This is a genomic window from Delftia sp. ASV31 (assembly GCF_016428765.1).
GTDB classification, from domain to species: domain Bacteria; phylum Pseudomonadota; class Gammaproteobacteria; order Burkholderiales; family Burkholderiaceae_C; genus Comamonas; species Comamonas acidovorans.
The window spans coordinates 1-21,103 of record NZ_JAELTK010000050.1 but is presented as its reverse complement, the minus strand read 5'-3'; the positions used below and the strand labels follow the sequence as shown (position 1 = coordinate 21,103).

Sequence of the window (21,103 nt, the reverse complement as noted above, 5' to 3'; positions counted from 1 at the left end):
CATGCTCCTCAGTCGATGTCCGACAGCTGCGACAGCACGCTGGAGCGCTTGGCCATGTCGCGGCGGTCCAGCTCGGCGGCCACGGCGCGGGCAATGGCCTGCGCATCCTGGCCGGGCGCAGCGTTGACGGTGATATGGATGGTTGCGCCGGCCACCGGGGCCGGTGCCGGCGCGGGTGCAGCGGCGCTGGCCAGCGGCGGGCGGCTGTCGATGCGCACGGCGCCCGTGTCGGCCAGGGCCGGCATGGCGCCCGTGGCCAGCGTGGCCGCCGTGGCTGCGGCCGCAACACCCTGGCGCAGTGCGCCGGCGCGGCCCTGGTCGGGTGCTGACGCATCGCCGGATTTGAACCACGAGCCCACCGACGAGGCCAGGCCGCTGATGCCCTTGCCCGCCAGGTCAGAGACCACGCCGAACAACCCGCCCGTAGCGCCATCCAGACCGGCCTTGCCGGCCTCCAGCAGCGTGCCGCCGACGCCCTTCCAGTCGCCGGCCTTGAAGGCGGTGGACAGGCCGTCCCAGTTCTGCATGATCGAGCCGCCCGCGCCCATCAGGCCGCCTGCGAGCCGGCCCATGGGTGTCATGCGCACCAGGCCCATCAGCGATGCGGCTGCACCACCCAGACTACCGCCCAGGCCACCGCCGACGGCTCCTGCGGCCCCCAGGCCGGCGCCCAGCAGGCCCATGACGGCGCCCGCACGGCCCTTGCCGGCCACGCCTTTGGCTGCGCCTGCCCCGCCGCCGAAGATGCGGCCTGCAGCGCGGCCCGCGCCGGCCAGGGCGGTGCCTATGCTGCCCATGGCAGCGCCGCGGCCCATCATGGCCAGCGACAGGACCACGGCTCCCAGCCCGCGCCTGAGCACGCCCGCAGCGTTGCTGGCCATGCGCAAGCCTCCCGACAGCAGACCCATGGCTCCGCCACCGCCGCTCATCATGGACAGGGACAGGACCACGGCGCCCACGCCGCGCCGGAGCACGCCCACGGCGTTGCTGGCCATGCGCATGCCGCCGGCCAACAGGCCCATGGCACTGCCGCCACCGCCCATCATTCCCAGCGACAGGACCACGGCCGCCAGGCCGCGCCTGAGCACGCCCAAGGCACCGCTGCCTGCGCCCATGGCCGCGCCCAGCAGGCCGAATACGGTGCGCGTGAGCAGCAGCGGCGCCAGCAGGCCGAACAGCACGCTGCTCACCACGCCGACGCCTGCGACCAGCAGGCCCAGCACGGCCACGATGCGCAGCGTCCACTGCACGATCTGGGGATGCTCCTTGACCCAGGCACGCATGCCTTCGGTCATCTCGCGCAGCGTGCCCAGCACGGCCTTGAGGTCGGACTCGATGGTCGAGCCCATGTCGCTCAACAGGCCGTTGTAGCTGTCCTTGACGGACTCGTATTGGGCCGAGACCGAGTCCTTCAGGATGGCCACGCGCCCATCCAGATCCGCCTGTGACTTGAGCTGGGAGGCGATCTGCTGGTAGCCGCCCGGGCCCTGCTGGAGCAGCGCCTCCAAGGCCTTGCGCGTCTGCGCATCGCCGCCGGCCAGCTTGTCCAGCGCAGCGGCGCGCAGCTTGTCGCTGCCCAGGCTCTGCAGCTTTTGCAGCTGGGCCATCATCTGCTCGGTGCCGCCGAACTGGCCGCTGGCGTCCTTGAAGTCCAGCGACACGCCCTGGCCCGCGAGCATCTTGTTGACCTGGCCTAGTTTGGCCGGGTCCATGGAGTTCTTGACCAGGTTGCCGACGGCCTTGCCCGCGGCCTCGCCGCTGATGCTGGCGTCGTTGAGCATGAGCAGCAGCGGCGCGAACATCTGTCCCGACCTTGCGCCCTGCTGCCCCAGCTGCGGCAGGGCCTTGCCGATGGCATCCAGGCCCTTGACCATGCCTGTCGGGTCCAGTCCCAGGTGGGAGGTGCGCTGCACCGTGTCGGCCAGTGCGGCCATGTCGCCCGCGCTTGCGCGGGTGGCCTGCTGCAGCTGCGCCGCGAACTCGCCGGCCTCCTTGGCGGGCATGTTCAGCACCGCGCCCAGGTTGGCCGCCTGCCGGGCCACGCCGCCCAGCACATCCTGCGAGGACACGCCCTGGCGCTGCAGCTGGTTCATCATCGCGATGTAGTCGGCCGTGCTGCCGGGCATGTCGGTGCCCAGGCTCTTGGCCAAGTCCAGCACCTGCTGGTAGTCGGCGCCCGGCTTGCCGTTGCTGCCCGCCATGGTGGCGCGCAGCTGTGCGGCGGCCTGGTCGTCGGTCATGAAGGCCTGGCTCACGGCGCGCACGGGCGCCAGCATCTTGCCGCCCGTCTCGCGCAGCGCCTGGCCGCGATCGGCCAGGGTCTTGCTCTGCTCGCGCAGGGCGTCGATCCTCTCCAGCCGCTGGGCGGCCGGTGCCACCACCTTGCGCTGCCTTTCCATCTGGGCCGTGGTGGCGCGGATGTCGTTGTGCAGCTTGCGCTCGTGCGCCGACAGGTTGCCCGTGTCCACGCCCGCGCCGCGCAGGCCTTCGCGCATGTCCATCAGGCGCGATCGCTGCGTGGCGCGCAGCAGCGCCAGACGCTCTTCCTCGACCTGGGCCGAACGCAGCGCGCGCAGCATGGCGCGCGAGGGCTGCTCGCCCGCGCCCGATTCCAGCCGCAGCTGGGCCATCTGCTGGCGCGCGCCGCGCAGCCGTGCCGTGGTGTCTGCCAAGCCGCTGCGCAGCGCGCGGTAGTCGCCCAGCTGGGTTTGCTGCTGCTGCAGCTTCTTCAACTGGTCGACCGTTTCCTTGAGTTCCCGGGCCGTGTTGCTGCTGGTTCTGCCCAGCAGCGCCAGGGGCTGGTGCACGCGCTCGGCCTGCTTGAGCACCTCGTCCAGGCGCAGGGTGTCAACGGCCATGGAGGGCTCCCTGGCCGGTGCGGTGTTGGCGTTGGGTGGAGGTCATGGGCAAGGGGCGTGCAAGAGAGGGGCGAGAGGCGGGCGATGGAGTGGAAGTGGTGCTCAGTCCTGGCTCAGTCCTGGCTTTCGTAGCGCTCGCGCGCCCGTTCATGCCATTGGCCGAGTTCGGTCAGCGACATGTCCTCCATGTCCGCCGGCCGCCAGTGGAAGACCATGGCCAGGTCGGCCATGGCGTCCTCTACGCGCTCGGGAATTGCTCCCTCTGCGCCTTCGGCACCAAAAAAGAGGCCACCTCCGTACCCAGGGTCACCAGGTCGGCGGGGTCCAGCTGCAGCACCTCGGCCTTGTGCAGCATGGGCTCGGTCACGCGCGGCAGCAGGGTCTGCAGCGCGGTCACGTTCATGTGCAGCAGCTCGACCAGCGACAGGCCGCGCAGCGCGCCGGCATTGGGGCGGCGCACCAGCACCCGGGCCAGGTCGCCGCCGGGGCGCTTGAGCGGCACGTCGAGCGTGATCTCGCGCGCATCGCCCGATGCGAGGGCGGCCGCGTTGGCGGCAGCCTGGTTCTGGAGGTCTTCCTGGGGCTTGGTGGTGTCCATGGTGTGTCAGCGTTCGGGTGAAGAAAAGAGGAGGACCGGGCCGGCCGGCCCGGTCAGTTGAGCCAGGCTCAGATGCCCAGCGCGGCGCGGACCTGGGCGAGGCGGTCGATGCCGTTGACGACTTCGACGAAATTGACCGGATCGATCTCGATCAGCACCTGGCCGTTGATGGACAGGCGGTAGTAGCTGACGGCCAGCTTGTACTTGATCTCGGTCTTGTCGCCGGCCTTGGCCTTGCCGGGGTCGAACTCCGAGAAGCGGCCACGCATGACCACTTCCAGCGAGTCCACGCCTTCGCTGTCATCGCCCTGCAGGGCGCCGGCGAAGCGCAGCAGCACGCCGTCGTGGCGCAGCGTGCCCCAGGTGGAGATCAATTCCTTCATGTAGCCGGCAGCGGTCAGGTCGGCCTCGATGGCCTCCATGCCGAAGTCCAGGCTGACCTCGCCGTTCATGCCGCCGGCGCGGTACTTCTCCATCTTGCGGGTGAGCTTGGGCAAGCCCACTTCGGGCATGTCGCCGATGTACGAGTTGCCATCCACGAAGGTGGCGAAATTCTTGAGAGAGCGGGGCAGTCCCATGGTGCTTTTCTCCTGTGTATCCGGTGTGTTCGGTGTATTGGGTGTGTCGGGTGCGGCCGCCGCTTACTGGCCGGTGCCCACGCGCAGGGCGAAGTCGGCGAAGTAGCGGTCGGTGATGCGCTGGCGAAAGCCCAGGTCCTCCAGCGGGGGCACGGGCGTGTAGTCGTAGTCCAGCACCAGCTTGCCGGCCTTGAGCGTGGCGGTCTCGTTGACCGTTTCGTCGTACCAGGCCTTGCCGTCCAGGATGTAGCCCAGGGCCTTCAACTCGCGGAACTTGGTGTTGATGCCTTCCAGGATGTCCTTGACCAGGCTGGGGTGCATGGGCTTGTCCACGGCCCAGAAATGCGCCTCGGCCATGGTGTCGGCCAGCACCTGCGCGGTGCGCACGCTGGACTCGAAGCGGAACAGCTCGCTGTCCGTGCAGGTACGCGAGCCCCAGAAGCGGTGGCCCTGGCTCTGGATCAGCGTGGTGATGCCGGCCTGGTTGAGGATGCCGGCCTCGGTATCGGGGCTTTGCAGGTCCCAGTGCACATCGCGCGAGATGCCCAGCACGCCGGACAACGGCACGTTGGACAGCGTCTTGTGCCAGCCCTGCTCCTGGTCGATGCGCGCGCGCAGGCCCAGGGCGTAGGCCACGGGCGAGGCGTCCTGCACGGCGGCGGTGGACAGGTCCAGCGCCTTGAAGCCGGGCCACAGCAGCATCAGCTCGCGCTGGCCGAAGTGCTCGCGGTAGGCCTGGGCCTCGGCCACATCGTTGCCGATGGCCGCTGCATACGCAAAGCCGCGCAGCTTGATGGCCACGGACGCCAGCGCGTCGGTCACGGCCTGGCTGTCCAGGCCCGGCGCGCCCAGAATGCGCGGCTTGACGCCGAGCTGGGCCTGGGCCGCCAGCAGCGCCTGCAGGCCCGTGTACTGGTTGCCGGCGGTGGTACCGATGACCTTGGCATCCTGGTCGGTGCGGCGCTCGGCCTCGGTGGCGCCTTCGCCATCGGCCACGCGAACCACGACCAGCACCGGGCGGCACTGCTCCTTGATGGCGTTCAGCGCCTGGGCCAGCGTGCCCTTGGTACCGGCCTTGCCGATGGCCGCATCGACCTTGGTGACCAGCACCGGGCGGTTCAGCGGGAAAGTGGCCGCATCGGCGTCGCTGGCCGTGGCCACGAGGCCGATGACGGCCGTGGACACGATGCGGATGGAATTGATGCCTTCGCTCACTTCCGTGACGCGAATGCCATGATGGAACGGGGCTGTCGCCATGGTGTTCTCCGGGTTGGGGGGTGGTTGGGCCGTGGGGCTGTCGTCAAAAGGGGGTGGTCACGGCTGTTCGTGGGCTTGTACGGGGCCGTCCAGGATTTCCTGGGCACGCCCCGCGGCGATGAGTCCGAAACCCTCGAACCGGCGCAGGCTGTCGGCCAGTTCGGGGTCGTCAAGATCGAGTTGCCGTGCCTGCTCGATGTCCTTGAGCAGTGAGCGCAGCGTGGCCGCGTTGAGCCGGTCGGCCTCGCCCGCCTCGGCGCGGTCCACCACGGCCCACTCCAGCGCCGTGCGCTCGACCACGGTGAAGCGGCGGCGAAGGGCGTGGGGGGTGATGTGGCGTAAGGCGGGTTCGCTGGCTGCAGCGGGTGCAGCCAGGCTTTCAGGCAGGGCCTGCGCAACGTCCTCCCAGTGCGTGCCGGTCCAGCGGCGGCCGAGCACCGAGGTGTCGTAGCGGGGCAGGGGGAGCAGGTCGGGAGCGTTGAGCTCGGCGTGCGTTTCGGTGATGGCGAAGGCCACGCCGGCGGGGGTGAGCTGGGCGTAGTGGTGGGGCATTACTTGAACTCCACCACCTGGATGTCCATGAGAGGCCCGGAAATTGCGTTGTAGCTTCCTTCGTAGTAAGCATAGGAGCTACAGCGCAGCTGCGTCGGGGTGAGTATTTCGCAATCCAGGAAAATGGTGTCGAACCGAGAACCGGAGTAGATGCGGCGGATCAGCACGATTGACTTCAGGGGATTGATCGCACTAATCGTTACATCGCTGTGGTAGATGCGGCTTGTGTTGTCCGCAATTGGCTGAACTCTCAATCGCTGTACGCTTTTGATCGCACTGTTGCCGCTTACCTGTGTGTTCAGCCCTGCAATCTCATTGCGCGCAGCCGCCACAGCACTGCCCAGCGCAGCAATCTCCGCCCGCGTTTTCACCAGATCGGCACTGATGACGGCATCCAGGCTCATGCAGGCACCTTTGCGCAAGCTGCGGCGTTGGCGGGATCGACAGTGATGGTTTGTTTCATGCTGAAGTTCATGCAGCCAAGGCGGCCTGGTTGTCCTGGCCGGGTTGGCGCCTGCAGCCTGCAAGGCCGCTGGCGTTGCGCCCGGGTTGCATTGATGTTCTCGCGGCAGGGGCATGGGCGCCAGCGACCTTGGCTGTGCGGGAGGGCTGCACAGAGGCTTGCTTTTGCACCGGTTCGGGGTGCAGATCAGAAACGGAAAAGCCCCGGCCGCCCAATAGGTGCCGGGGCTTTTGCAGGTGGAGATGTCAGGGGCGTTCGCCGGGCTGGACGGGTGCCCCGAGGATCTCGCTTGCGCGGCCTGGTGCGATCAGTTGCAGGTCCTCGATAAGCCGCACGCCGGCGGCTACGTCCGCATCGTCCAGGTCGATGAAGCCGGCCTGCTCCTGGTCCTTCAGGCAGGCGCGCAGCATGGCGGCATCCTTGCGCTGTTTCTCGCTGGTGTCGGCACGGTCCACGGCAGCCCATTCGATGGCCGAGCGTTCGGTCAGGGTGAATCGGCGGCGCAGTGCCAGGGGGGTGATGTGGCGTGTGGCAGAAGTGGACACCGTCGTGGGCGGGGGGGTGAACAGGCCCGTGTTGGCGTCATGCAGCCAGCCTGGAGAGGCGTCGCCACACGGGATCCAATCCGGTAGATCAGTCTCGGAAAGCACGATGTTGTCTACCACCGCTTCGATGACTTTTGCATAGCGTTCCATGGTCAATACTCCTCGATGCGAATGTAGCCACCAGCACCAGGGGTCGCCGCGCGGGTAGGGTAGCTTCCGCCTCCTCCTGCGCCGTATCCCGTGGGATACGTAGCATCGACGGTGTTGTTGCCGCAGACGCCCCCAACTCCCATGCTGGAAGAGCCCCCAGCCTGTGCTCCCACATTGCCGGGTGTTATGCCATGGCCTCGCCGCGTCGATTGCGTGGTCGGATAGGCTGGAAAGTCGAAATCACCGGTCTGGCCTGGAGGCCCCCCGTCCACTGAGAGCAGCCCGAGTCTTGTATTGCCTCCGCGCCCCGAACTGCCTGCGCCAACTTCGTAGGTCGCACTTCCTGTGAGAGTGATTCGCCGATAGAGTTCGTCGCCAGCACCTCCACCCGTTCCGATGCGCATTCTTGTGTTGGAGTACGAGTAGCCAACAGCTCCGGCACCCCCGGCACCTATCAACCAGACATATTGGTAGCTGCTCTCGGGCAGAAACGTATGCGTGGCGGCGCCCCAGGTGTAGATGGTTACCCTGAGCGGCTTGCGCGCAGCGGCCGTCCCCAAACCGGCCAACGTACTCTCGATCTGTGCCAGCTTCGTCGTCAGCGCAGTCGTCTGCGACTGCACCGTGTTGACCTGACCCTGCAGCGCCTTGACGCCTGCATTCGTGATGGGATCGAAACTCATCCCTGTACCTCCGTCGCATTCACCCCCGACACCCGCCCCGTGGCGGCGTCGTAGGCATAGGTTTCCGTGCGCACGCGCCCGCGGTAGCTGGTCTGCTGCTGGGAGACGCGGCCGGCGCCGTCGTAGCTGACGGCGGTGGTGGCGCTGAAGCCGTTGACGCTGCGCGTGATGCTGCTGATGCGGCCCTGGGCGTCGTAGCCGAAGCTTTCGCTGGTGGCGCCGTTGGCCGGGCCCAGCGCAAGGTGCTCTGGGTTGAGCTTGACGTTGACGCCGGCCACGCCGTTGACGCTGGCCACCTTGCCGGTGCTCAGCGACTGGACGGCGGTCTCCAGTTGCTCTATGCGGTGAGCCACCACGTCCATGGCGTCCTGCACGCCCTGGGAACTGGCCTTGGTGTCGATGAGCTGGCGCGCTGCGGTCAGCGCCTGGTCCACGTCCTGCACGGCTTGGCGCAGGCGTAGCACGTCGTCTTCCAGGCGGTTGTCGGGGTGGGGCAGGGGCCAGCCCTGCGCTGTCTTGTCGTCGTGCAATGTCATATCACGATGGCTCGCAGGTTGGTGACCTGGGGACGGGCGCCGTGGCTGCCCGTGAGGACAAGGCGGACACGCAGGCGCTCGGCGCTGATGCCGGTGAGGCGGTAGCTCAGCTCCAGCACGCCTGCGGTCTGGGGGCTGGTGCTCAGGTAGGGCACGTTGGTCCAGGCGCTGCTGCCTTCGGCCTGCATCTGCACGGCCAGAGCGCTGCCGGCGGGCAGTACGGCCTCGGCCACGACGTTGAGCGTGACGTTGGTGCCGGCGTTGATGGCGGGGCTGATGTAGTCGCCCGTGGCCTGCAGGCTGCCGGCCACCAGCTGCATGCCCGGCAGCAGGTGGGCTGCGTGGTTGGTGTTGCCAGAGAGCTTGGCGCGCACGGCCACGTTGCCGCTGTAGCGGCTGGCCAATTGCACGGGCTGCCCTGCAGCGGCCTCGAGCGTGGTGCCGTCCTCCAACTGCATGGCGAAGACCAGTTGCGCGTCGGCCGCGGGCAGCATGGCGCCGGCCTGGACCATGAGGTCGGTGGCGTCCTGCACGGCGATGCTGCCCAGCTCGATGGTGCGCGTGGTGGCCGTGTGTTCGGTCGCCAGCAGCTCGAATGCCATGTCGCGTGTCTGGTGCGGTGTCCAGGTGCTGGCATTGCTGCTGGACAGCAGCACGCCCACGCTGTAGGGCTGGCTGGTGACCCACTGGGCACGCGCCGCGTCCCAGCCGCCCAGCTCGGCCACAGCCAGGGCCGTGGTGGCGTCGTTGGTCAGCACGACGATGGCGTATTCGACGCCGGACTCCAGCAACGCAGGTGCCCATTGCGCCTGGGTGGGCTTGGCGCCAGCGATGTCGGCCTGGATCTGTGCGGGCTTGAGCACGCATTCCGCCAGGATGCTGCGCGATGGCACACCGCCGGTGACTTCGCGCAGCTGTACCTGCACATCCTTGTCACCCACGGTAGAGAACCACAGGCGCGTGCCGCAGATCTCCCGGGTGGAGCTCAGCGTGAACGTCTGGGCCAGCGGGTCGTAGATCTGGACAGTGATCTTGGACACGCTGCGTTCGAGCAGTTGGCCCTGGCCGGTGAAGACGGCTTCGGCGTGGCTGCCGGCGCGGCCTGTGAAGCGCACGCTCTTGGTGCCCGAGGGCACGCCCGCCGGGATCTTGAACTTGCCCTTCAGGCCCTGGGCCGTGGCCACGAGCGTGCCGCCTGCCAGCGGCTGGGGCGTGACGGCAATACCACCGAAGATCAGCTCGGTGAGGGTTTCGCCCAGCGGGAAATCCAGCCAGAACTGCACCTCGATCTGCCGCAGATGCTCCAGTGCCGAAGTGGACTCGGACAGCAGCTTCTGGGTCTCCGTGGGACGCGCCTGGCTGGGTGTGAGCCAGACCAGGATGGGGTTGGCCCACTGGGTCTGCACGTCGGTCCAGTAGTCCACGGCGGGTGTCAGGGTGGCGGCGCTGGGCAGAACGTCGAAGGCGCCGTATGGGTTGACCAGCATGGTGCCGGTGCGCCCCAGCTGGCCCAGCACGGACACGGCCTGGTAAGGCGTGGTCTGGGGCGTGGTGATGTCGGTGCCGATCTGGTACAGCGCGGCGTTCATGGGCAACTGCAGCTGTCCGCCGAGGATATGGGCGCTCTGGCTGCGCCCCGCATCGCGCAGGCCGTTGTCCAGCATCGGATCCGCAAACAACCCCTTCTTGACCCCGCTGTGCCGCCCCGACACGTCCACCGACAGCCGCAGCTCGGCCAGGTCGGCGTAGATGGTCTGGATGTGGTCCTGGTAGGCCTTGAGGGTCTGCATGGGCACGACGCGCACGGCGTCCTGGTCCACGCGGCGGTTGCTGTCCCAGCTTTGGTAGACCGAGGCCAGGGCCAGGGTGCCGCTGGGTGCGGCCGGAACCTTGGGCGACCAGGCGGCTGGCACGCCGGGCACCCATTGCAGCTGGCCTTCGCTGTTGAGCACCAGGCGGTCGTAGCGGCGCAGCGCGTAGTGGTAGCTGACCAGTACCAGGGTGTCCTTGAGCGCGCCTTCCACGGTGAAGCCCGTGGAGTCCACTGCCGTGGGCGTGGCGTTGAGCATGTACTGGTAGGTGACCTGGTAGGTGCTGCCGGGCACGGGCTCGGCGCCCGAGGGGCTCCAGTCGATCTGGCCGCCCACCAGCTTCCAGTCCGTGCCCTGCACGTAGGTGGTGCCGGCCTGGACCACGCTGTCCACGGCCAGTACGGCGTTGTCGGGCAGCGGGTCGGCCGCGCCCGTGAAGCCGCCATGCGTGAGCGTGACGGTCTTGCGCGCCTGCACGCGCACCTGGGGCGTGCCGACAGCGGGCTGGCGGTCGAAGCGGATGCGCTGGGCGGCCGTGCCGGCCGAGGTGTGGGGCTCGCTGTCCACGAAGAACAGGTCGGGCTTGGCCTCGTAGACCAGGCGGCGGCTGGCACCCAGCTCCAGCGGATGGCCGTTGACGCGGGCGGCGCCCTCGCGCACGGTGTAGACCTGCTGGCCGGTGGCCAGGTCCTCGCCCATGATCACGTCCAGGCCGCGCACGACGTAGGTGCCGCCCGCGCTGTCGCGGTCATAGCGGGCCAGGGCCTGGGTGACGGCGTCGATGTTGGGCGGCGGCTCCTTGGGCATGACGGAGCCGTCGATGATGGTCCACACGGGATAGAAGGTGCCGGCCGTGCCGTCGCCCTGCGCGCCCCAGACCAGGGTGACGCGCTCGCGCAGCGCACCGGGCTCGCCATAGCCGCGCGTGCCGGCGGCGGGGTTGAGCAGTTCGGGGTCCTGCAGCTCGGTGACGGTGTCGGTCTGCAGGTAGGCGCCCACGTAGACCGTGCCCACGGTGGCCACGGTGAGCGTGCCCGGCGTGATGCCGCGCACGGCGCCGGCCACGTAGAGCGCGCCGGCCTCGATGGTGGTGGCACCCGTGTCGGCGGAGGTGATGCATTGGCAGCCGCGGACGATGTCGCCCTCCTTGAACAGCACATCGGTGATGCCGCGCAGGCGGTGCTGCTGCATGCTCTGCAGCTCGTTGAGTTCGGCCGATTGCAGCACGCGGTCGGCCGCGAACTGCAGCCTGTCGTAGCGCTTGCCGGCGTCGAAGCGGTCGTAGATCTTGGTCTGGCTCATGGGGTGCCGTTCAGAAGGGGAGGATGATTTCTTCGACCTGGCGCACGCTGCCGCTGCGCAGGATCCGGGGGCGGCGCTCCAGCGTGTACAGCTCGCCCTTGCCGGTCAGCTGGCTGGCCAGCACCCAGCGCTGGCCGGGCGGCACGTCCGTGGCGACCTGGGTGCCGAAGAACACGCCCATCTCGCGCACGTCCTCGCCCTTGGCGTCGTCAAAGCCGAAGGCCGCGCGCAGGTAGACGAAGGTGGTGGGTGTGTCGCTGACGCTGTAGCGCGCGCCGCTGGGCAGCTCGATCTCGCCGTTGTCGTCCGGCCGCGCAAAGCGCACCTCGGTGACCAGGCGGCGGCCGATTTCGTCGACCAGGGCGTTGGCGGTGATGGGTTCGGGCTCGGGCGCGGCGTCCCAGGCGGGCAGGCCGCGGCCCCAGGCGATGTGAATGGTCTGGGCGGCGACCGCCTTGGCGAGGGCGATGCGGCCCGCTTGCTGCAGAACTGCCATGTTCAGGGTTCCTCGGGTTCTTCGGTGGTGGTGGTGCGGGTTTCGAAGGATCGGCGCCAGGGCGTGCTGTCCCAGCGTCCGGTCCAGGTACGGGTGTTGTCGTGCGGGCGCTCGGTGCTGGCCCAGGGGTGCAGGCTGGCCAGGGCCAGCGGAGCGGGCGCCGTCCAGGCGCTGTGGGTGGCCATGGCCTGGGCGGGAATGGGCCGCAGCGGCGCGTAGTAGGCGGGCTCGCCCGTGGTGGTGGCGTTGACTTCGGTGATGCCCAGGCTGGCGTCGATCAGGATCTCGCTGTCAAGCGTCCAGGCATCGAGCAGCATGCGGTCGGCATAGGTGGCGATGGTGGTGACGCGGAACAGCTGGGCCGTGAGCACGCCGTCCGAAGGCGGTGCCTCGGTGCCGGTGCGACGGGGCAGGCCCTGGCTGAGCTTGACGGGTTCGCCATACGGCGACACATCGATCCAGGTGCCGCTGTCGTTGTCCAGCATGCCGGCGTCCAGGCCCGGGCCGTGGTCCAGCCGCAGCGGGCGCAGGTCGTGGCCGTGGAAGACGCGGTAAAAGCGCACGTGCGCCGGCAGGCTGGCGCGCACCACATGGGCCACGCTGGCCAGCTCTGCGTCGCCGATGATGCGGCCCAGGTCCAGGTGCAGCCAGGCACCATCCTCGTCGAGCTGCGCGCCGTCATAGCCCAGCCAGCCCAGCGCGCGCTGCATGGACGCGGCCGTGCCGCGCTCGCGCAGCCAGGGCAGGCCGTTGGCGATGAGGGCGGGCACGTCGTCGAAGTAGCGGTCGAACTGGGCGATGCCCCATTCGGCCGCCAGCCAGGGCAGAAAGGCCGCAGGCTCGCCATGGGCCGGCGCGGGAAAGGCGCCGGCCAGGCCGTCCCAATTCGGGACGACCTGGTCCACGGCCTTCTCCAGCGCCGTGGCGTTGGGCGGCAGCACGTGGCGGCGGGGCGCCGTCGGGACGATGGCGGCGGTGCTCATGCCTGCAGGCCCTCGTCCACCAGCTGTACTCGGCCCAGCACCGGGTATTCGTCTGCAGCCAGCGGCGTGAGCTCGGCCGGGGCCTGTGCGTCGGGGTAGGTGACGCGGGCAATGCCGTCCACATGCAGGCGCGTGGTGATCCACGAGCGCGGCACATCGCGGCCCAGCAGCGCGTAGGCCGCGATCTGGGCGGCCAGGCCGGCCTGCAGGCGCGCCACGATGTCCACGGGCGCACCGGGCTCGCGCAGCAGGCGCGCCGTGATGTCGATGGGGTGCGGGCGCGCCAGCGATACCGACACGGGCACGCCCAGCGGCCGTGCGCCTGGCGCATTGAGGGCCGACAGCACGATGGCCAGGGTCTCTTCGGCCTGTGCGGGCTCGACCAGCCACAGCTGCACGCTCACGCGGCCGGGCTGGGGTTGTGTGGCGATGGCGCTGTGCACATTGGCGCTGGCCGTCATGGCCAGGTGCTCGTAGTGCTCGGCCGTGCCGCTGCCGGCCAGCGCGCGCACGCGCAGCAGGATGCGCTGGCGGTAGCGTTCGTCGCTTTCGCCGGGCAGTCGGGCCACATCGTAGAAGGCGCCCTTGTGGTCCAGGTCCGAGCCCTGGGCGAACGCAATCAAATGCGCACGCGCGGCATCGTTGACGCGCGCCCGGTACAGCAGTTCGCGGTAGGCGTGCGCCTCCAGCAGCTTGTTGAGCGGCTCGCTCTCCAGCGCCAGGACCTCGGCGGCCTCGGGGTGGCGCGCCAGCAGATCGGCGCGGTGGGCGTCGAGGATGCGCTCGAAATCCAGCGTCTCGACGACGCCGGGCGGCGGCAGGGCGTCCAGTGCAGGGGTCATGTCTTGCTTCATGAAAGGGTGCGGGCAATGGGCATCTGCAGGCTCAGCGGGGCCGGGCGGCGCGTGTTGTTGAAGGTGCCGATCAGCGTCAGGTCGGCGCGCCCGGGTGCGGTCGGATCGCGCTCGATCACGATGCGTGTCAGGCGGATGCGGGGCTCCCAGCGCATCAGCGCGCTGGCCACGGCGGCGCGCAGGCGCGCCTGGGTGGCGTTGTTGTCGGGCTGGTCCAGCAGCGCCGGGACCAGCGATCCATAGTCGCGGCGCATCACGCGTGAGCCGATGGGCGTGGACAGGATGTCGGCCACGCTCTGGCGCAGATGCTCCATGCCCTCGATGCGGCGGCCTGTGTGGCGGTTCATAGCGGCCCCTGCGTGATGGCGTCGCCCGCCCTGACGCCACCATGGCGATGGCGCAGCAGGCTGATGGGGCCGGTGGTCACATCGGGCGCGCCGGCCAGGCCCTGCGCATTGACGGTGGCCGAACCGCCGCCGGCCTGCAGGCTGATGCCTTGCTCGTCGATGCTGATCACCGAGTTGCCCACGCGCAGCGTGATGCCGTGGGCCACGTTGATGTTGAGACGGCCCGTGGTGCTGTCGTGCTCCATGAAATCGGTGGGGCTCCACTGCGTGTGGCACACCCCTTCGCGGTCGCTGGGCTGGGCTGCGGCGCTGCTGTAGATGCCGGTCAGCGCCACGGCGCCCAGCAGGTCGCCGCCGGGCGACAGCAGCACGCACTGCTCGCCCACCGCAGGCGGCCACCAGACGCTGGCGTTCTCGCCCGCGGCGCGCAGGGCCAGCCAGGGAATCCAGTTGGTGGTCAGGTTGCCGGTCTTGACGCGGCAGCGCGCAGGACGCGCATGGCGGACTGCGGCGATGGTGCCCGTGCGGATCAGCCCCTCCAGACGGCGGATGATCTCGTACGGGCTCTCGGTTTGTGCGACGGGCGAATCCATGGCATCGATGGTGCCGGCCGGGCCCTTGCGTGTCGCCGTGTGCCGGGCGTGGCGCACGCTGCCACATGCAGCCCGACATGCAGCCCGGCATGGAGCAGGGCCACGCCTCAGCGCGGGTCGTAGTTCCACTCGGCCACCTTCTCGCCGAACAGGAACAGCTCCCACAACTGGCGCTGCGCAATGTCGAGCTGGCCTGGCGGCTCGGGCTTGTAGATCAGGTCGAAGGCGCCGGGGCTGCCATCGCGCGGGCGCGCCAGCACGGCCTCCACCAGGTCGATCTCGATGGCGAGCTGCTGCGGCTGCGAGGCGGCTGCAGGGTCCGTGGAAGGAGGCGCAATGTCGAAGCGGATCGCCTGCTCGCGCCTTTCGGCATGGTCGAACAGGTCGGGCTGGTGGCGCCGCGCCCAGACCAGCAGCGGCACGGTCACGGCATCGATGCTGCCGGTGAAGTCTGCAATCACCAGGCTGAGCGTGTAGCGGTATTCCCAGGAAAGGGACGGCGTGCCCGTGTTGACCACACGGCCCCTCTGGATGGTGAAACGGATGTTCCCCGGCGACTGTTGCAGCTGGGGCAGGGCCGCGACGAGCGCGTCGCGCAGGCTAGCGGGCTTGAGCATGGCGTGGGTCCTGGGTCATGGTGCTGGTCAGGGCGCTGGTCAGGGCGAGCCCGGCGTCGTAGGCGCGCTCGCAGGCGCTGCCTCGGTGGCGGGCGTCGTCAGCAATGCGCGCCAGCGCTCCCGCTCGCTCGTCAGCGCGGCGCTGCAGCTCGGCGAGCAGATCGAGGGCTGCGGTGTCTGGCGCGCACTGTCCGGCAGCGGCGCGAGCCTGGGCGGCGGCACGGTGGGCGGTGATGTAGTCGGCGAGGTCGCCGCGCAGCCGGCCAGCAGCAGCGCGGGCAGCATCGGCATCCGCCGCAGCGCGCGCCAGGGCCAGGTCCGTGTCGCGTGCAAGAAAGTCGAGGCGTTCACGGTAGGCTCCTTCCCGTTGTCGATAGCGTTCGGATGCGTGCAGCGCGGCGGTGGCAGCGGCCTGGCGATCGGTCGCCAGATCCGTGCGTGCCTGCGCCGCATCGCGCTCGGCACCCAGCCGCGCCAGCGACTGCCAGACCAGCAGCGCCGCCAGCAGCAGGGCCAGCAGCTGCCAGGCATGGGTTTGCAGGCGGTCCATCAAGGCTGGGCCTCCATGCAGGCCGCGTGGCGCGCCTGCTGGCGTGTCCACACGCCGCGGCATACCTTGTTGCCGGGGGCAGAGCAGTCAAAGCGCCAGCGCGTCGGCCGGCCTGCGCCATCCCATCGATAGACGCTGAAGCCCTGCAAAGGCTGGGTGCTGGTCATGAATCGCCAGGACAGGTAGGACTGGCAGGCGCCGGCGTAGTCGCCGGCCCGTGTCCTGGCCAGCATCGAGGAGCCGCGCCAGGCCCCGCAGCCGTATTGGCCTGCGAAGTCCACCGCCTGGGCGAACTCGGCCGGGTGCACCCGCGTGTCATCCAGCGAATCGCGCACGCAGGCGCCGTACTGCTGCTCCAGCAGGTTGATCGCCAGCTCGCGCGCCCGTTCGCGGGTGATGGGCGGGTCGGCCAGGGTCACGCGTGTGCCGTCCTCGTAGCGCGTGGCGCCGTGGCCGATGGTGGGCACATCGCCCTGCACGGGAATGATGGGCGCCGCGCTGAAGCCTTCTGCAGCAATCCAGGCGGCAACGATGGCCGCGCCAATGCCCAGTCCTGCCGCTGGCATGCGGGCCGTGCTCATGGGGCCGCTCCGGTGTCTGTGGCGGTCGAAGACGCCTTCCTGCGCGCAGCGTCCTCGGCCTGGCGCGCGCGCCGGTCCTCGCGCTCATTGCGCCAGCGCCACAGCAGATACGCGGCCTGCAGCAGCACGTAGACGATGGTCAGCGCGGTGGCGGTATGGGTCATGGTCCAGCCATTGGCCACGTTAGCGGCCACGACGGTGACGGGAGGCGCGGCCTTGGCGCCCTCCAGGGCGGCGGTCCTGACGATGGTTTCTCGGTCCATTTCAATCCCAGAAGCTGATCAGGGGCAGGCTGGGCGCCTGGGCGGGTTCGGTCAGCTCGACGGCCAGGCCGGCGGGCAGATGGGGACCGTGGGCCGACAGGCCCGGGTTGCGCTCCAGCGTGGCTTCCACCACGCCGCGCGTGGCGCCCAGCTGGCGCATGCACAGCTCGTCCAGCGTTTCGTATTCACGGGCGATGGCCAGCATCAGGCGCGCTCCCTGTGTGCAGGGTCGGCGGGAGCGGCGATACGGGCCGGTGGCGGTATCGCCTGATCCGGCGCGGGAAAGGGAATGGCAAGACTCACTGAAGCTCCTCGTGGGCCGGCCCGCGCGGACCTGTTCCTGGTGCACCCGCCATGCGTGTGGCTGCGGATGCCGGGAACGCCTCAGGCCACCGGATCGCGGTGGCACCGGGCAGGCGGTATGCCGGGTCCGGCGCGCGGGCCGGGTATGAATGCCATGTTTGCCGACGGGAGCAGGCCCGGCAATCGCTGCAGCCTGTGCGCGCTGCGGGCACGCCAGCGGCCATGCCGAATGCAGAAATGACAAGACCCCGCAGGGCGGGGTCTTGTCATGGTGGGGGTGAGAGGGTCTAGCAGCGCTTGCTGCCAACTACCTGGCTGCGATGAAGATGGTCGGACAGGTCACCCGCTGCCGCGCTGAGCTTGCGTGACACGGGCAGCAGCAATGCGGTAATGGCCGAGGCGTGCACGGCCGTGCCCCGGGCTGCAGCCAGCAGCTCGCAGATGGCGGCCACTTGCTCGCTGGCGCTTTCCACATCGTCCCTGACCGTCTCAATCTGGTGCTGCATCGCGTCTTCTTTCTACTGTATGCACATACAGTATAGGTCGAATGGCCAGATGTTTCAATTTGATATGACCCTTTTTCATCTGCTGATTGGCGATGACTGGCAGGGCCTTTGGTCGGGCTGCGCGCATGTTGGGTCGGCGTGTGCCGGGCGGCCTCGAAAGCTTTTATTGGCCCGCACGGATCCCGCGCAGTGAAGGCAAGTGATTGTTTTTGAATGGATAACGACCCGCCCCCCGCGCACCACGCACCAACGCCGCTCAACTGCGGCGAACACTGCTCAAGCCCGCTTCCTGTAGAGGAGGCGCATTGGCCAGGCGGATTGCGGGATTCCCCTGCAAGAGCGCGCGTCTGGAAGGCAAAACCGCCTCGTTTATAATGTCCGGCTTCGCTTACATCACGGGTTGAGCGAACCATGTGCGGTCCCCAGCGGCCAGGTGCATGTGATGTAAGCCCTTGAAATCTGAGGTGCCGCGCGGCCGACTGGCTTGGCTCGCGTCGCACCGTGACTTTTGCGCAATACGGTGCGGGCTGTACAGCAGCCGGCACGGTCCAATCCCTCATAGGAACAAACATGGCCGTTACTGTTGAAACCCTTGAAAAGCTCGAGCGCAAGATCACGCTGAGCCTGCCCCTGAACTCCATCCAGAGCGAAGTCGAGAACCGCCTCAAGCAAGTGGCGCGCACCGTGAAGATGGACGGCTTCCGTCCCGGCAAGGTGCCGATGAGCGTGGTGGCCCAGCGTTATGGCTACTCGGTGCAGTACGAAGTGCTCAACGACAAGGTTGGCGAGGCTTTTGCACAGGCCGTCAACGAAGCCAAGCTGCGCGTGGCTGGCCAGCCCCGCATCTCCGAAAAGGAAGGCGCTCCCGAGGGCGAGGCCCAGTTCGAAGCCATCTTCGAAGTGATGCCTGAAGTCAAGATCGGTGACCTGACCTCGGCCGAAGTCGAGAAGCTGACCGCCGAAGTGGACGACGCCGCCATCGACAAGACCGTGGACATCCTGCGCAAGCAGCGCCGCACCTTCGCACAGCGCGCCCAGGCCGATGTGGCCGTGGACGGCGACCGCGTGACCGTGGACTTCGAAGGCAAGATCGACGGCGAGACCTTCTCCGGCGGCAAGGCTGAAGACTTCCAGTTCCTGGTCGGCGAAGGCCAGATGCTCAAGGAATTCGAAGACGCAGTGCGCGGCATGAAGGCTGGCGAGTCCAAGACTTTCCCGCTGGCATTCCCCGCCGACTACCACGGCAAGGACGTGGCCGGCAAGACCGCTGATTTCCTGGTGACGGTCAAGAAGATCGAAGCCGCCAACCTGCCCGAAGTGGACGAGGCTTTTGCCAAGGCACTGGGCGTGGCTGAAGGCACGGTCGAAGGCCTGCGCGCCGACATCAAGAAGAACCTGGAGCGTGAAGTCAAGTTCCGCGTCCAGGGCCGCAACAAGCAGGCCGTGATGGACGCCCTGGTGTCCAAGGCCGAGCTGGAACTGCCCAAGGCGTCGGTGCAGGCTGAAGTCGCACGTCTGCTGGAAGGCGCCCGCGCCGAGCTGCAGCAGCGCGGCATCAAGGACGCCGAGAAGGCCGAGATCCCTGAAGACGTGTTCCTGCCCCAAGCCGAGCGCCGCGTGCGCCTGGGCCTGGTGGTGGCCGAGCTGGTGCGCGCCAACGAGCTGCACGCCACGCCCGACCAGATCAAGGCCCACGTGGAAGAGCTGGCCGCCAGCTACGAAAAGCCCGAAGACGTGGCACGCTGGTACTTCGGCGACCGCCAACGCCTGGCTGAAGTCGAAGCCGTTGTCATCGAAAACAACGTGACCGAGTTCGTGCTGGGCAAGGCCAAGGTCTCCGACAAGGCCGTGTCCTTCGACGAACTGATGGGCCAGGCCTGAGGGTTTGAGCACCGCCTGCCTGCCGCTTCGTGAGATCGGCGGGCGGGTTGGCATCTGCGGGGCTTGTGCTTTGGCGCACAAGCCCCATTTTCTTTCCGGATACGGCTAAAGTAGCCCCCTAGTACTGGAGAAAACATGAGCGCATTGGAAACTCAGGGTTTGGGCATGATCCCAATGGTCATCGAACAGTCCGGCCGCGGAGAGCGGTCGTACGACATCTACTCGCGCCTGCTCAAGGACCGGGTGATCTTCCTGGTGGGCCCTGTCAATGACCAGACGGCCAACCTCGTCGTGGCCCAGCTGCTGTTCCTTGAAAGCGAAAACCCCGACAAGGACATTTCGTTCTACATCAACAGCCCCGGCGGCTCCGTGAGCGCCGGCCTGGCCATCTTCGACACGATGAACTTCATCAAGCCCGATGTGTCCACGCTGTGCACCGGCATCGCAGCCAGCATGGGCGCCTTCCTGCTGGCCGCTGGCACCAAGGGCAAGCGCTTTGCGCTGCCCAACTCCCAGGTCATGATCCACCAGCCGCTGGGCGGCATGCAGGGCCAGGCCACCGAGATCGAGATCCACGCACGCGAGATCCTCAAGACCCGCGAGCGCCTGAACAAGATCCTGGCCGAGCGCACGGGCCAGCCGCTGGAAAAGATCCAGCACGACACCGAGCGCGACTACTTCCTGTCCGCCGAGGAAGCCAAGGACTACGGCCTGGTCGATCAGGTGATCAACAAGCGCTCCTGAAGTCCGGAGGCTGCATGAGAATGGGCGGCGTTTTCCCCCTACGGAAAACGCCGCTTTCCATTTGGTTATCATCCTTTTCCATATTTCTGTAACAAGGCACCGACCCCATGGCCGAGAAAAAAGGCTCCTCCAGCGAAAAAAACCTTTATTGCACCTTCTGCGGCAAGAGTCAGCATGAGGTCAAGAAGCTGATCGCGGGTCCGTCAGTCTTTATCTGCGACGAGTGCATCGATCTCTGCAACGAGATCATCCGCGACGAGCAGCCCAGCACCGAGGCCAAGGACGGCCGAGGCGACCTGCCCACGCCCGCCGAAATCAAGGCCAACCTGGACAACTACGTGATCGGCCAGGACCTGCCCAAGCGCACGCTGGCCGTTGCCGTCTACAACCACTACAAGCGCCTGCGCCACAAGGACAAGGCCGGCAAGGACGAGATTGAGCTGGCCAAGAGCAACATCCTGCTCATCGGTCCCACGGGCTCCGGCAAGACGCTGCTGGCGCAGACGCTGGCGCGCATGCTCAACGTGCCCTTCGTCATGGCCGATGCCACCACGCTGACCGAGGCCGGCTACGTGGGCGAGGACGTCGAGAACATCATCCAGAAGCTGCTGCAAAGCTGCGAGTACGACGTCGAGCGTGCACAGCGCGGCATCGTCTACATCGACGAGATCGACAAGATCTCGCGCAAGTCCGACAACCCCAGCATCACGCGCGACGTGTCGGGCGAGGGCGTGCAGCAGGCCCTGCTCAAGCTCATCGAAGGCACCATGGCCAGCGTTCCCCCGCAAGGCGGCCGCAAGCATCCGAACCAGGACTTCCTGCAGATCGACACGACCAACATCCTGTTCATCTGCGGCGGCGCGTTCGCGGGCCTGGAGAAGGTCATCGAGAACCGCACCGAGGCGTCGGGCATCGGCTTTGGCGCCACGGTCAAGAGCAAGAAGCAGCGCTCCATCTCGGAAGTGTTCCAGGAGATCGAGCCTGAAGACCTGATCAAGTTCGGCATCATCCCCGAGCTGGTCGGCCGCATGCCCGTGGTCACGGCCCTGGCC

Annotated in this window: 25 protein-coding genes; 3 read left to right on the top strand and 22 right to left on the bottom strand. The window is 68.0% G+C overall.

Features of this window, described 5'->3' with window-relative positions; translation table 11 throughout:
* Positions 1–8: 8 nt before the first annotated feature.
* The 22 genes from JHD82_RS17970 to JHD82_RS17865 form a co-directional block, all read right to left on the bottom strand.
* Positions 9–2,858 carry a phage tail tape measure protein gene (locus JHD82_RS17970; RefSeq protein WP_199137895.1) on the bottom strand — a complete coding sequence of 950 codons (2,850 nt, stop codon included), beginning with the start codon at positions 2,856–2,858 and terminating at the stop codon, positions 9–11.
* A gap of 113 nt (positions 2,859–2,971) precedes the next feature.
* Positions 2,972–3,088, bottom strand: a complete 117-nt coding sequence (locus JHD82_RS17965; protein ID WP_199137893.1) for a GpE family phage tail protein — start codon at positions 3,086–3,088, stop codon at positions 2,972–2,974.
* 8 nt (positions 3,089–3,096) lie between these two features.
* Positions 3,097–3,456, bottom strand: a complete 360-nt coding sequence (locus JHD82_RS17960; protein WP_012204507.1) for a phage tail assembly protein — start codon at positions 3,454–3,456, stop codon at positions 3,097–3,099.
* A gap of 68 nt (positions 3,457–3,524) precedes the next feature.
* Positions 3,525–4,034, bottom strand: coding sequence for a phage major tail tube protein (locus tag JHD82_RS17955; RefSeq protein WP_012204508.1), 510 nt, complete (start codon positions 4,032–4,034; stop codon positions 3,525–3,527).
* Positions 4,035–4,097: 63 nt separating this feature from the next.
* The gene (locus JHD82_RS17950) at positions 4,098–5,291 is read right to left on the bottom strand and encodes a phage tail sheath subtilisin-like domain-containing protein (protein WP_016450710.1); all 1,194 of its coding nucleotides are present in this window, start codon (positions 5,289–5,291) and stop codon (positions 4,098–4,100) included.
* Positions 5,292–5,348: 57 nt separating this feature from the next.
* A complete protein-coding gene (locus tag JHD82_RS17945) occupies positions 5,349–5,843 on the bottom strand; it encodes a hypothetical protein (protein ID WP_199137891.1) in 495 nt (164 codons plus the stop codon).
* Positions 5,843–6,247 (bottom strand): hypothetical protein, encoded by a 405-nt coding sequence (locus tag JHD82_RS17940; RefSeq protein ID WP_071954877.1) that lies wholly within the window; start codon positions 6,245–6,247, stop codon positions 5,843–5,845. The genes JHD82_RS17945 and JHD82_RS17940 overlap by 1 nt, the downstream gene beginning before the upstream one ends.
* A 304-nt stretch (positions 6,248–6,551) precedes the next feature.
* Positions 6,552–7,001 (bottom strand): hypothetical protein, encoded by a 450-nt coding sequence (locus JHD82_RS17935; protein WP_198041282.1) that lies wholly within the window; start codon positions 6,999–7,001, stop codon positions 6,552–6,554.
* A 2-nt stretch (positions 7,002–7,003) separates the two neighbouring features.
* Entirely contained in the window at positions 7,004–7,684 is a 681-nt protein-coding gene (locus JHD82_RS17930; RefSeq protein ID WP_199137889.1) for a hypothetical protein, read from the bottom strand.
* Positions 7,681–8,220, bottom strand: a complete 540-nt coding sequence (locus JHD82_RS17925) for a hypothetical protein (protein ID WP_047327083.1) — start codon at positions 8,218–8,220, stop codon at positions 7,681–7,683. The genes JHD82_RS17930 and JHD82_RS17925 overlap by 4 nt, the downstream gene beginning before the upstream one ends.
* Entirely contained in the window at positions 8,217–11,333 is a 3,117-nt protein-coding gene (locus JHD82_RS17920) for a DUF4815 domain-containing protein (RefSeq protein WP_199137887.1), read from the bottom strand. The genes JHD82_RS17925 and JHD82_RS17920 overlap by 4 nt, the downstream gene beginning before the upstream one ends.
* Positions 11,334–11,343: 10 nt before the next feature.
* Complete coding sequence (locus JHD82_RS17915) at positions 11,344–11,829, bottom strand: hypothetical protein (protein ID WP_012204516.1); 486 nt, start codon at positions 11,827–11,829, stop codon at positions 11,344–11,346.
* A 2-nt stretch (positions 11,830–11,831) separates the two neighbouring features.
* Positions 11,832–12,812, bottom strand: a complete 981-nt coding sequence (locus JHD82_RS17910) for a phage tail protein (RefSeq protein ID WP_141833969.1) — start codon at positions 12,810–12,812, stop codon at positions 11,832–11,834.
* Entirely contained in the window at positions 12,809–13,654 is an 846-nt protein-coding gene (locus JHD82_RS17905; RefSeq protein ID WP_233174780.1) for a baseplate J/gp47 family protein, read from the bottom strand. The genes JHD82_RS17910 and JHD82_RS17905 overlap by 4 nt, the downstream gene beginning before the upstream one ends.
* Before the next feature lie 8 nt (positions 13,655–13,662).
* Positions 13,663–14,013: a GPW/gp25 family protein gene (locus JHD82_RS17900; protein WP_199137885.1), complete on the bottom strand. Its 351-nt coding sequence runs from the start codon at positions 14,011–14,013 to the stop codon at positions 13,663–13,665.
* Entirely contained in the window at positions 14,010–14,663 is a 654-nt protein-coding gene (locus tag JHD82_RS17895; RefSeq protein WP_307838104.1) for a phage baseplate assembly protein V, read from the bottom strand. The genes JHD82_RS17900 and JHD82_RS17895 overlap by 4 nt, the downstream gene beginning before the upstream one ends.
* A gap of 50 nt (positions 14,664–14,713) precedes the next feature.
* On the bottom strand, positions 14,714–15,223 hold the full coding sequence (locus JHD82_RS17890) for a phage tail protein (RefSeq protein WP_199137883.1): 510 nt from the start codon (positions 15,221–15,223) through the stop codon (positions 14,714–14,716).
* Positions 15,207–15,773, bottom strand: coding sequence for a DUF2514 family protein (locus tag JHD82_RS17885; RefSeq protein WP_012204522.1), 567 nt, complete (start codon positions 15,771–15,773; stop codon positions 15,207–15,209). Before JHD82_RS17885 ends, JHD82_RS17890 begins: the two co-directional genes overlap by 17 nt.
* Positions 15,773–16,354, bottom strand: a complete 582-nt coding sequence (locus JHD82_RS17880; RefSeq protein ID WP_199137881.1) for a glycoside hydrolase family protein — start codon at positions 16,352–16,354, stop codon at positions 15,773–15,775. Before JHD82_RS17880 ends, JHD82_RS17885 begins: the two co-directional genes overlap by 1 nt.
* Positions 16,351–16,617, bottom strand: coding sequence for a hypothetical protein (locus JHD82_RS17875; protein WP_012204524.1), 267 nt, complete (start codon positions 16,615–16,617; stop codon positions 16,351–16,353). Before JHD82_RS17875 ends, JHD82_RS17880 begins: the two co-directional genes overlap by 4 nt.
* Before the next feature lies 1 nt (position 16,618).
* Positions 16,619–16,822, bottom strand: a complete 204-nt coding sequence (locus tag JHD82_RS17870) for a tail protein X (RefSeq protein ID WP_043824232.1) — start codon at positions 16,820–16,822, stop codon at positions 16,619–16,621.
* Positions 16,823–17,207: 385 nt separating this feature from the next.
* A complete protein-coding gene (locus JHD82_RS17865) occupies positions 17,208–17,426 on the bottom strand; it encodes a hypothetical protein (protein ID WP_012204526.1) in 219 nt (72 codons plus the stop codon).
* 570 nt (positions 17,427–17,996) lie between these two features.
* On the opposite strand from JHD82_RS17865, the gene tig reads away from it, so the two are divergent.
* From tig to clpX, 3 genes are all read left to right on the top strand, one after another.
* On the top strand, positions 17,997–19,307 hold the full coding sequence (gene tig / locus JHD82_RS17860) for a trigger factor (RefSeq protein WP_012204528.1): 1,311 nt from the start codon (positions 17,997–17,999) through the stop codon (positions 19,305–19,307).
* Between the two features lie 135 nt (positions 19,308–19,442).
* A complete protein-coding gene (gene clpP, locus JHD82_RS17855; RefSeq protein ID WP_012204529.1) occupies positions 19,443–20,051 on the top strand; it encodes an ATP-dependent Clp endopeptidase proteolytic subunit ClpP in 609 nt (202 codons plus the stop codon).
* Between the two features lie 107 nt (positions 20,052–20,158).
* Positions 20,159–21,103 (top strand): ATP-dependent Clp protease ATP-binding subunit ClpX (gene clpX / locus JHD82_RS17850; protein ID WP_199137879.1); only part of this gene is annotated, 945 nt, incomplete at its 3' end.

Bases quoted from the DNA above. Each gene is read 5' to 3' on its own strand.
- JHD82_RS17970 (WP_199137895.1), bottom strand. From the start codon at position 2,858: ATGGCCGTTGACACCCTGCGCCTGGACGAGGTGCTCAAGCAGGCCGAG.
- JHD82_RS17965 (WP_199137893.1), bottom strand. From the start codon at position 3,088: ATGGCCGACCTGGCCATGGTCTTCCACTGGCGGCCGGCGGACATGGAG.
- JHD82_RS17960 (WP_012204507.1), bottom strand. From the start codon at position 3,456: ATGGACACCACCAAGCCCCAGGAAGACCTCCAGAACCAGGCTGCCGCC.
- JHD82_RS17955 (WP_012204508.1), bottom strand. From the start codon at position 4,034: ATGGGACTGCCCCGCTCTCTCAAGAATTTCGCCACCTTCGTGGATGGC.
- JHD82_RS17950 (WP_016450710.1), bottom strand. From the start codon at position 5,291: ATGGCGACAGCCCCGTTCCATCATGGCATTCGCGTCACGGAAGTGAGC.
- JHD82_RS17945 (WP_199137891.1), bottom strand. From the start codon at position 5,843: ATGCCCCACCACTACGCCCAGCTCACCCCCGCCGGCGTGGCCTTCGCC.
- JHD82_RS17940 (WP_071954877.1), bottom strand. From the start codon at position 6,247: ATGAGCCTGGATGCCGTCATCAGTGCCGATCTGGTGAAAACGCGGGCG.
- JHD82_RS17935 (WP_198041282.1), bottom strand. From the start codon at position 7,001: ATGGAACGCTATGCAAAAGTCATCGAAGCGGTGGTAGACAACATCGTG.
- JHD82_RS17930 (WP_199137889.1), bottom strand. From the start codon at position 7,684: ATGAGTTTCGATCCCATCACGAATGCAGGCGTCAAGGCGCTGCAGGGT.
- JHD82_RS17925 (WP_047327083.1), bottom strand. From the start codon at position 8,220: ATGACATTGCACGACGACAAGACAGCGCAGGGCTGGCCCCTGCCCCAC.
- JHD82_RS17920 (WP_199137887.1), bottom strand. From the start codon at position 11,333: ATGAGCCAGACCAAGATCTACGACCGCTTCGACGCCGGCAAGCGCTAC.
- JHD82_RS17915 (WP_012204516.1), bottom strand. From the start codon at position 11,829: ATGGCAGTTCTGCAGCAAGCGGGCCGCATCGCCCTCGCCAAGGCGGTC.
- JHD82_RS17910 (WP_141833969.1), bottom strand. From the start codon at position 12,812: ATGAGCACCGCCGCCATCGTCCCGACGGCGCCCCGCCGCCACGTGCTG.
- JHD82_RS17905 (WP_233174780.1), bottom strand. From the start codon at position 13,654: ATGACCCCTGCACTGGACGCCCTGCCGCCGCCCGGCGTCGTCGAGACG.
- JHD82_RS17900 (WP_199137885.1), bottom strand. From the start codon at position 14,013: ATGAACCGCCACACAGGCCGCCGCATCGAGGGCATGGAGCATCTGCGC.
- JHD82_RS17890 (WP_199137883.1), bottom strand. From the start codon at position 15,223: ATGCTCAAGCCCGCTAGCCTGCGCGACGCGCTCGTCGCGGCCCTGCCC.
- JHD82_RS17885 (WP_012204522.1), bottom strand. From the start codon at position 15,773: ATGGACCGCCTGCAAACCCATGCCTGGCAGCTGCTGGCCCTGCTGCTG.
- JHD82_RS17880 (WP_199137881.1), bottom strand. From the start codon at position 16,354: ATGAGCACGGCCCGCATGCCAGCGGCAGGACTGGGCATTGGCGCGGCC.
- JHD82_RS17875 (WP_012204524.1), bottom strand. From the start codon at position 16,617: ATGGACCGAGAAACCATCGTCAGGACCGCCGCCCTGGAGGGCGCCAAG.
- JHD82_RS17870 (WP_043824232.1), bottom strand. From the start codon at position 16,822: ATGCTGGCCATCGCCCGTGAATACGAAACGCTGGACGAGCTGTGCATG.
- JHD82_RS17865 (WP_012204526.1), bottom strand. From the start codon at position 17,426: ATGCAGCACCAGATTGAGACGGTCAGGGACGATGTGGAAAGCGCCAGC.
- tig (WP_012204528.1), top strand. From the start codon at position 17,997: ATGGCCGTTACTGTTGAAACCCTTGAAAAGCTCGAGCGCAAGATCACG.
- clpP (WP_012204529.1), top strand. From the start codon at position 19,443: ATGAGCGCATTGGAAACTCAGGGTTTGGGCATGATCCCAATGGTCATC.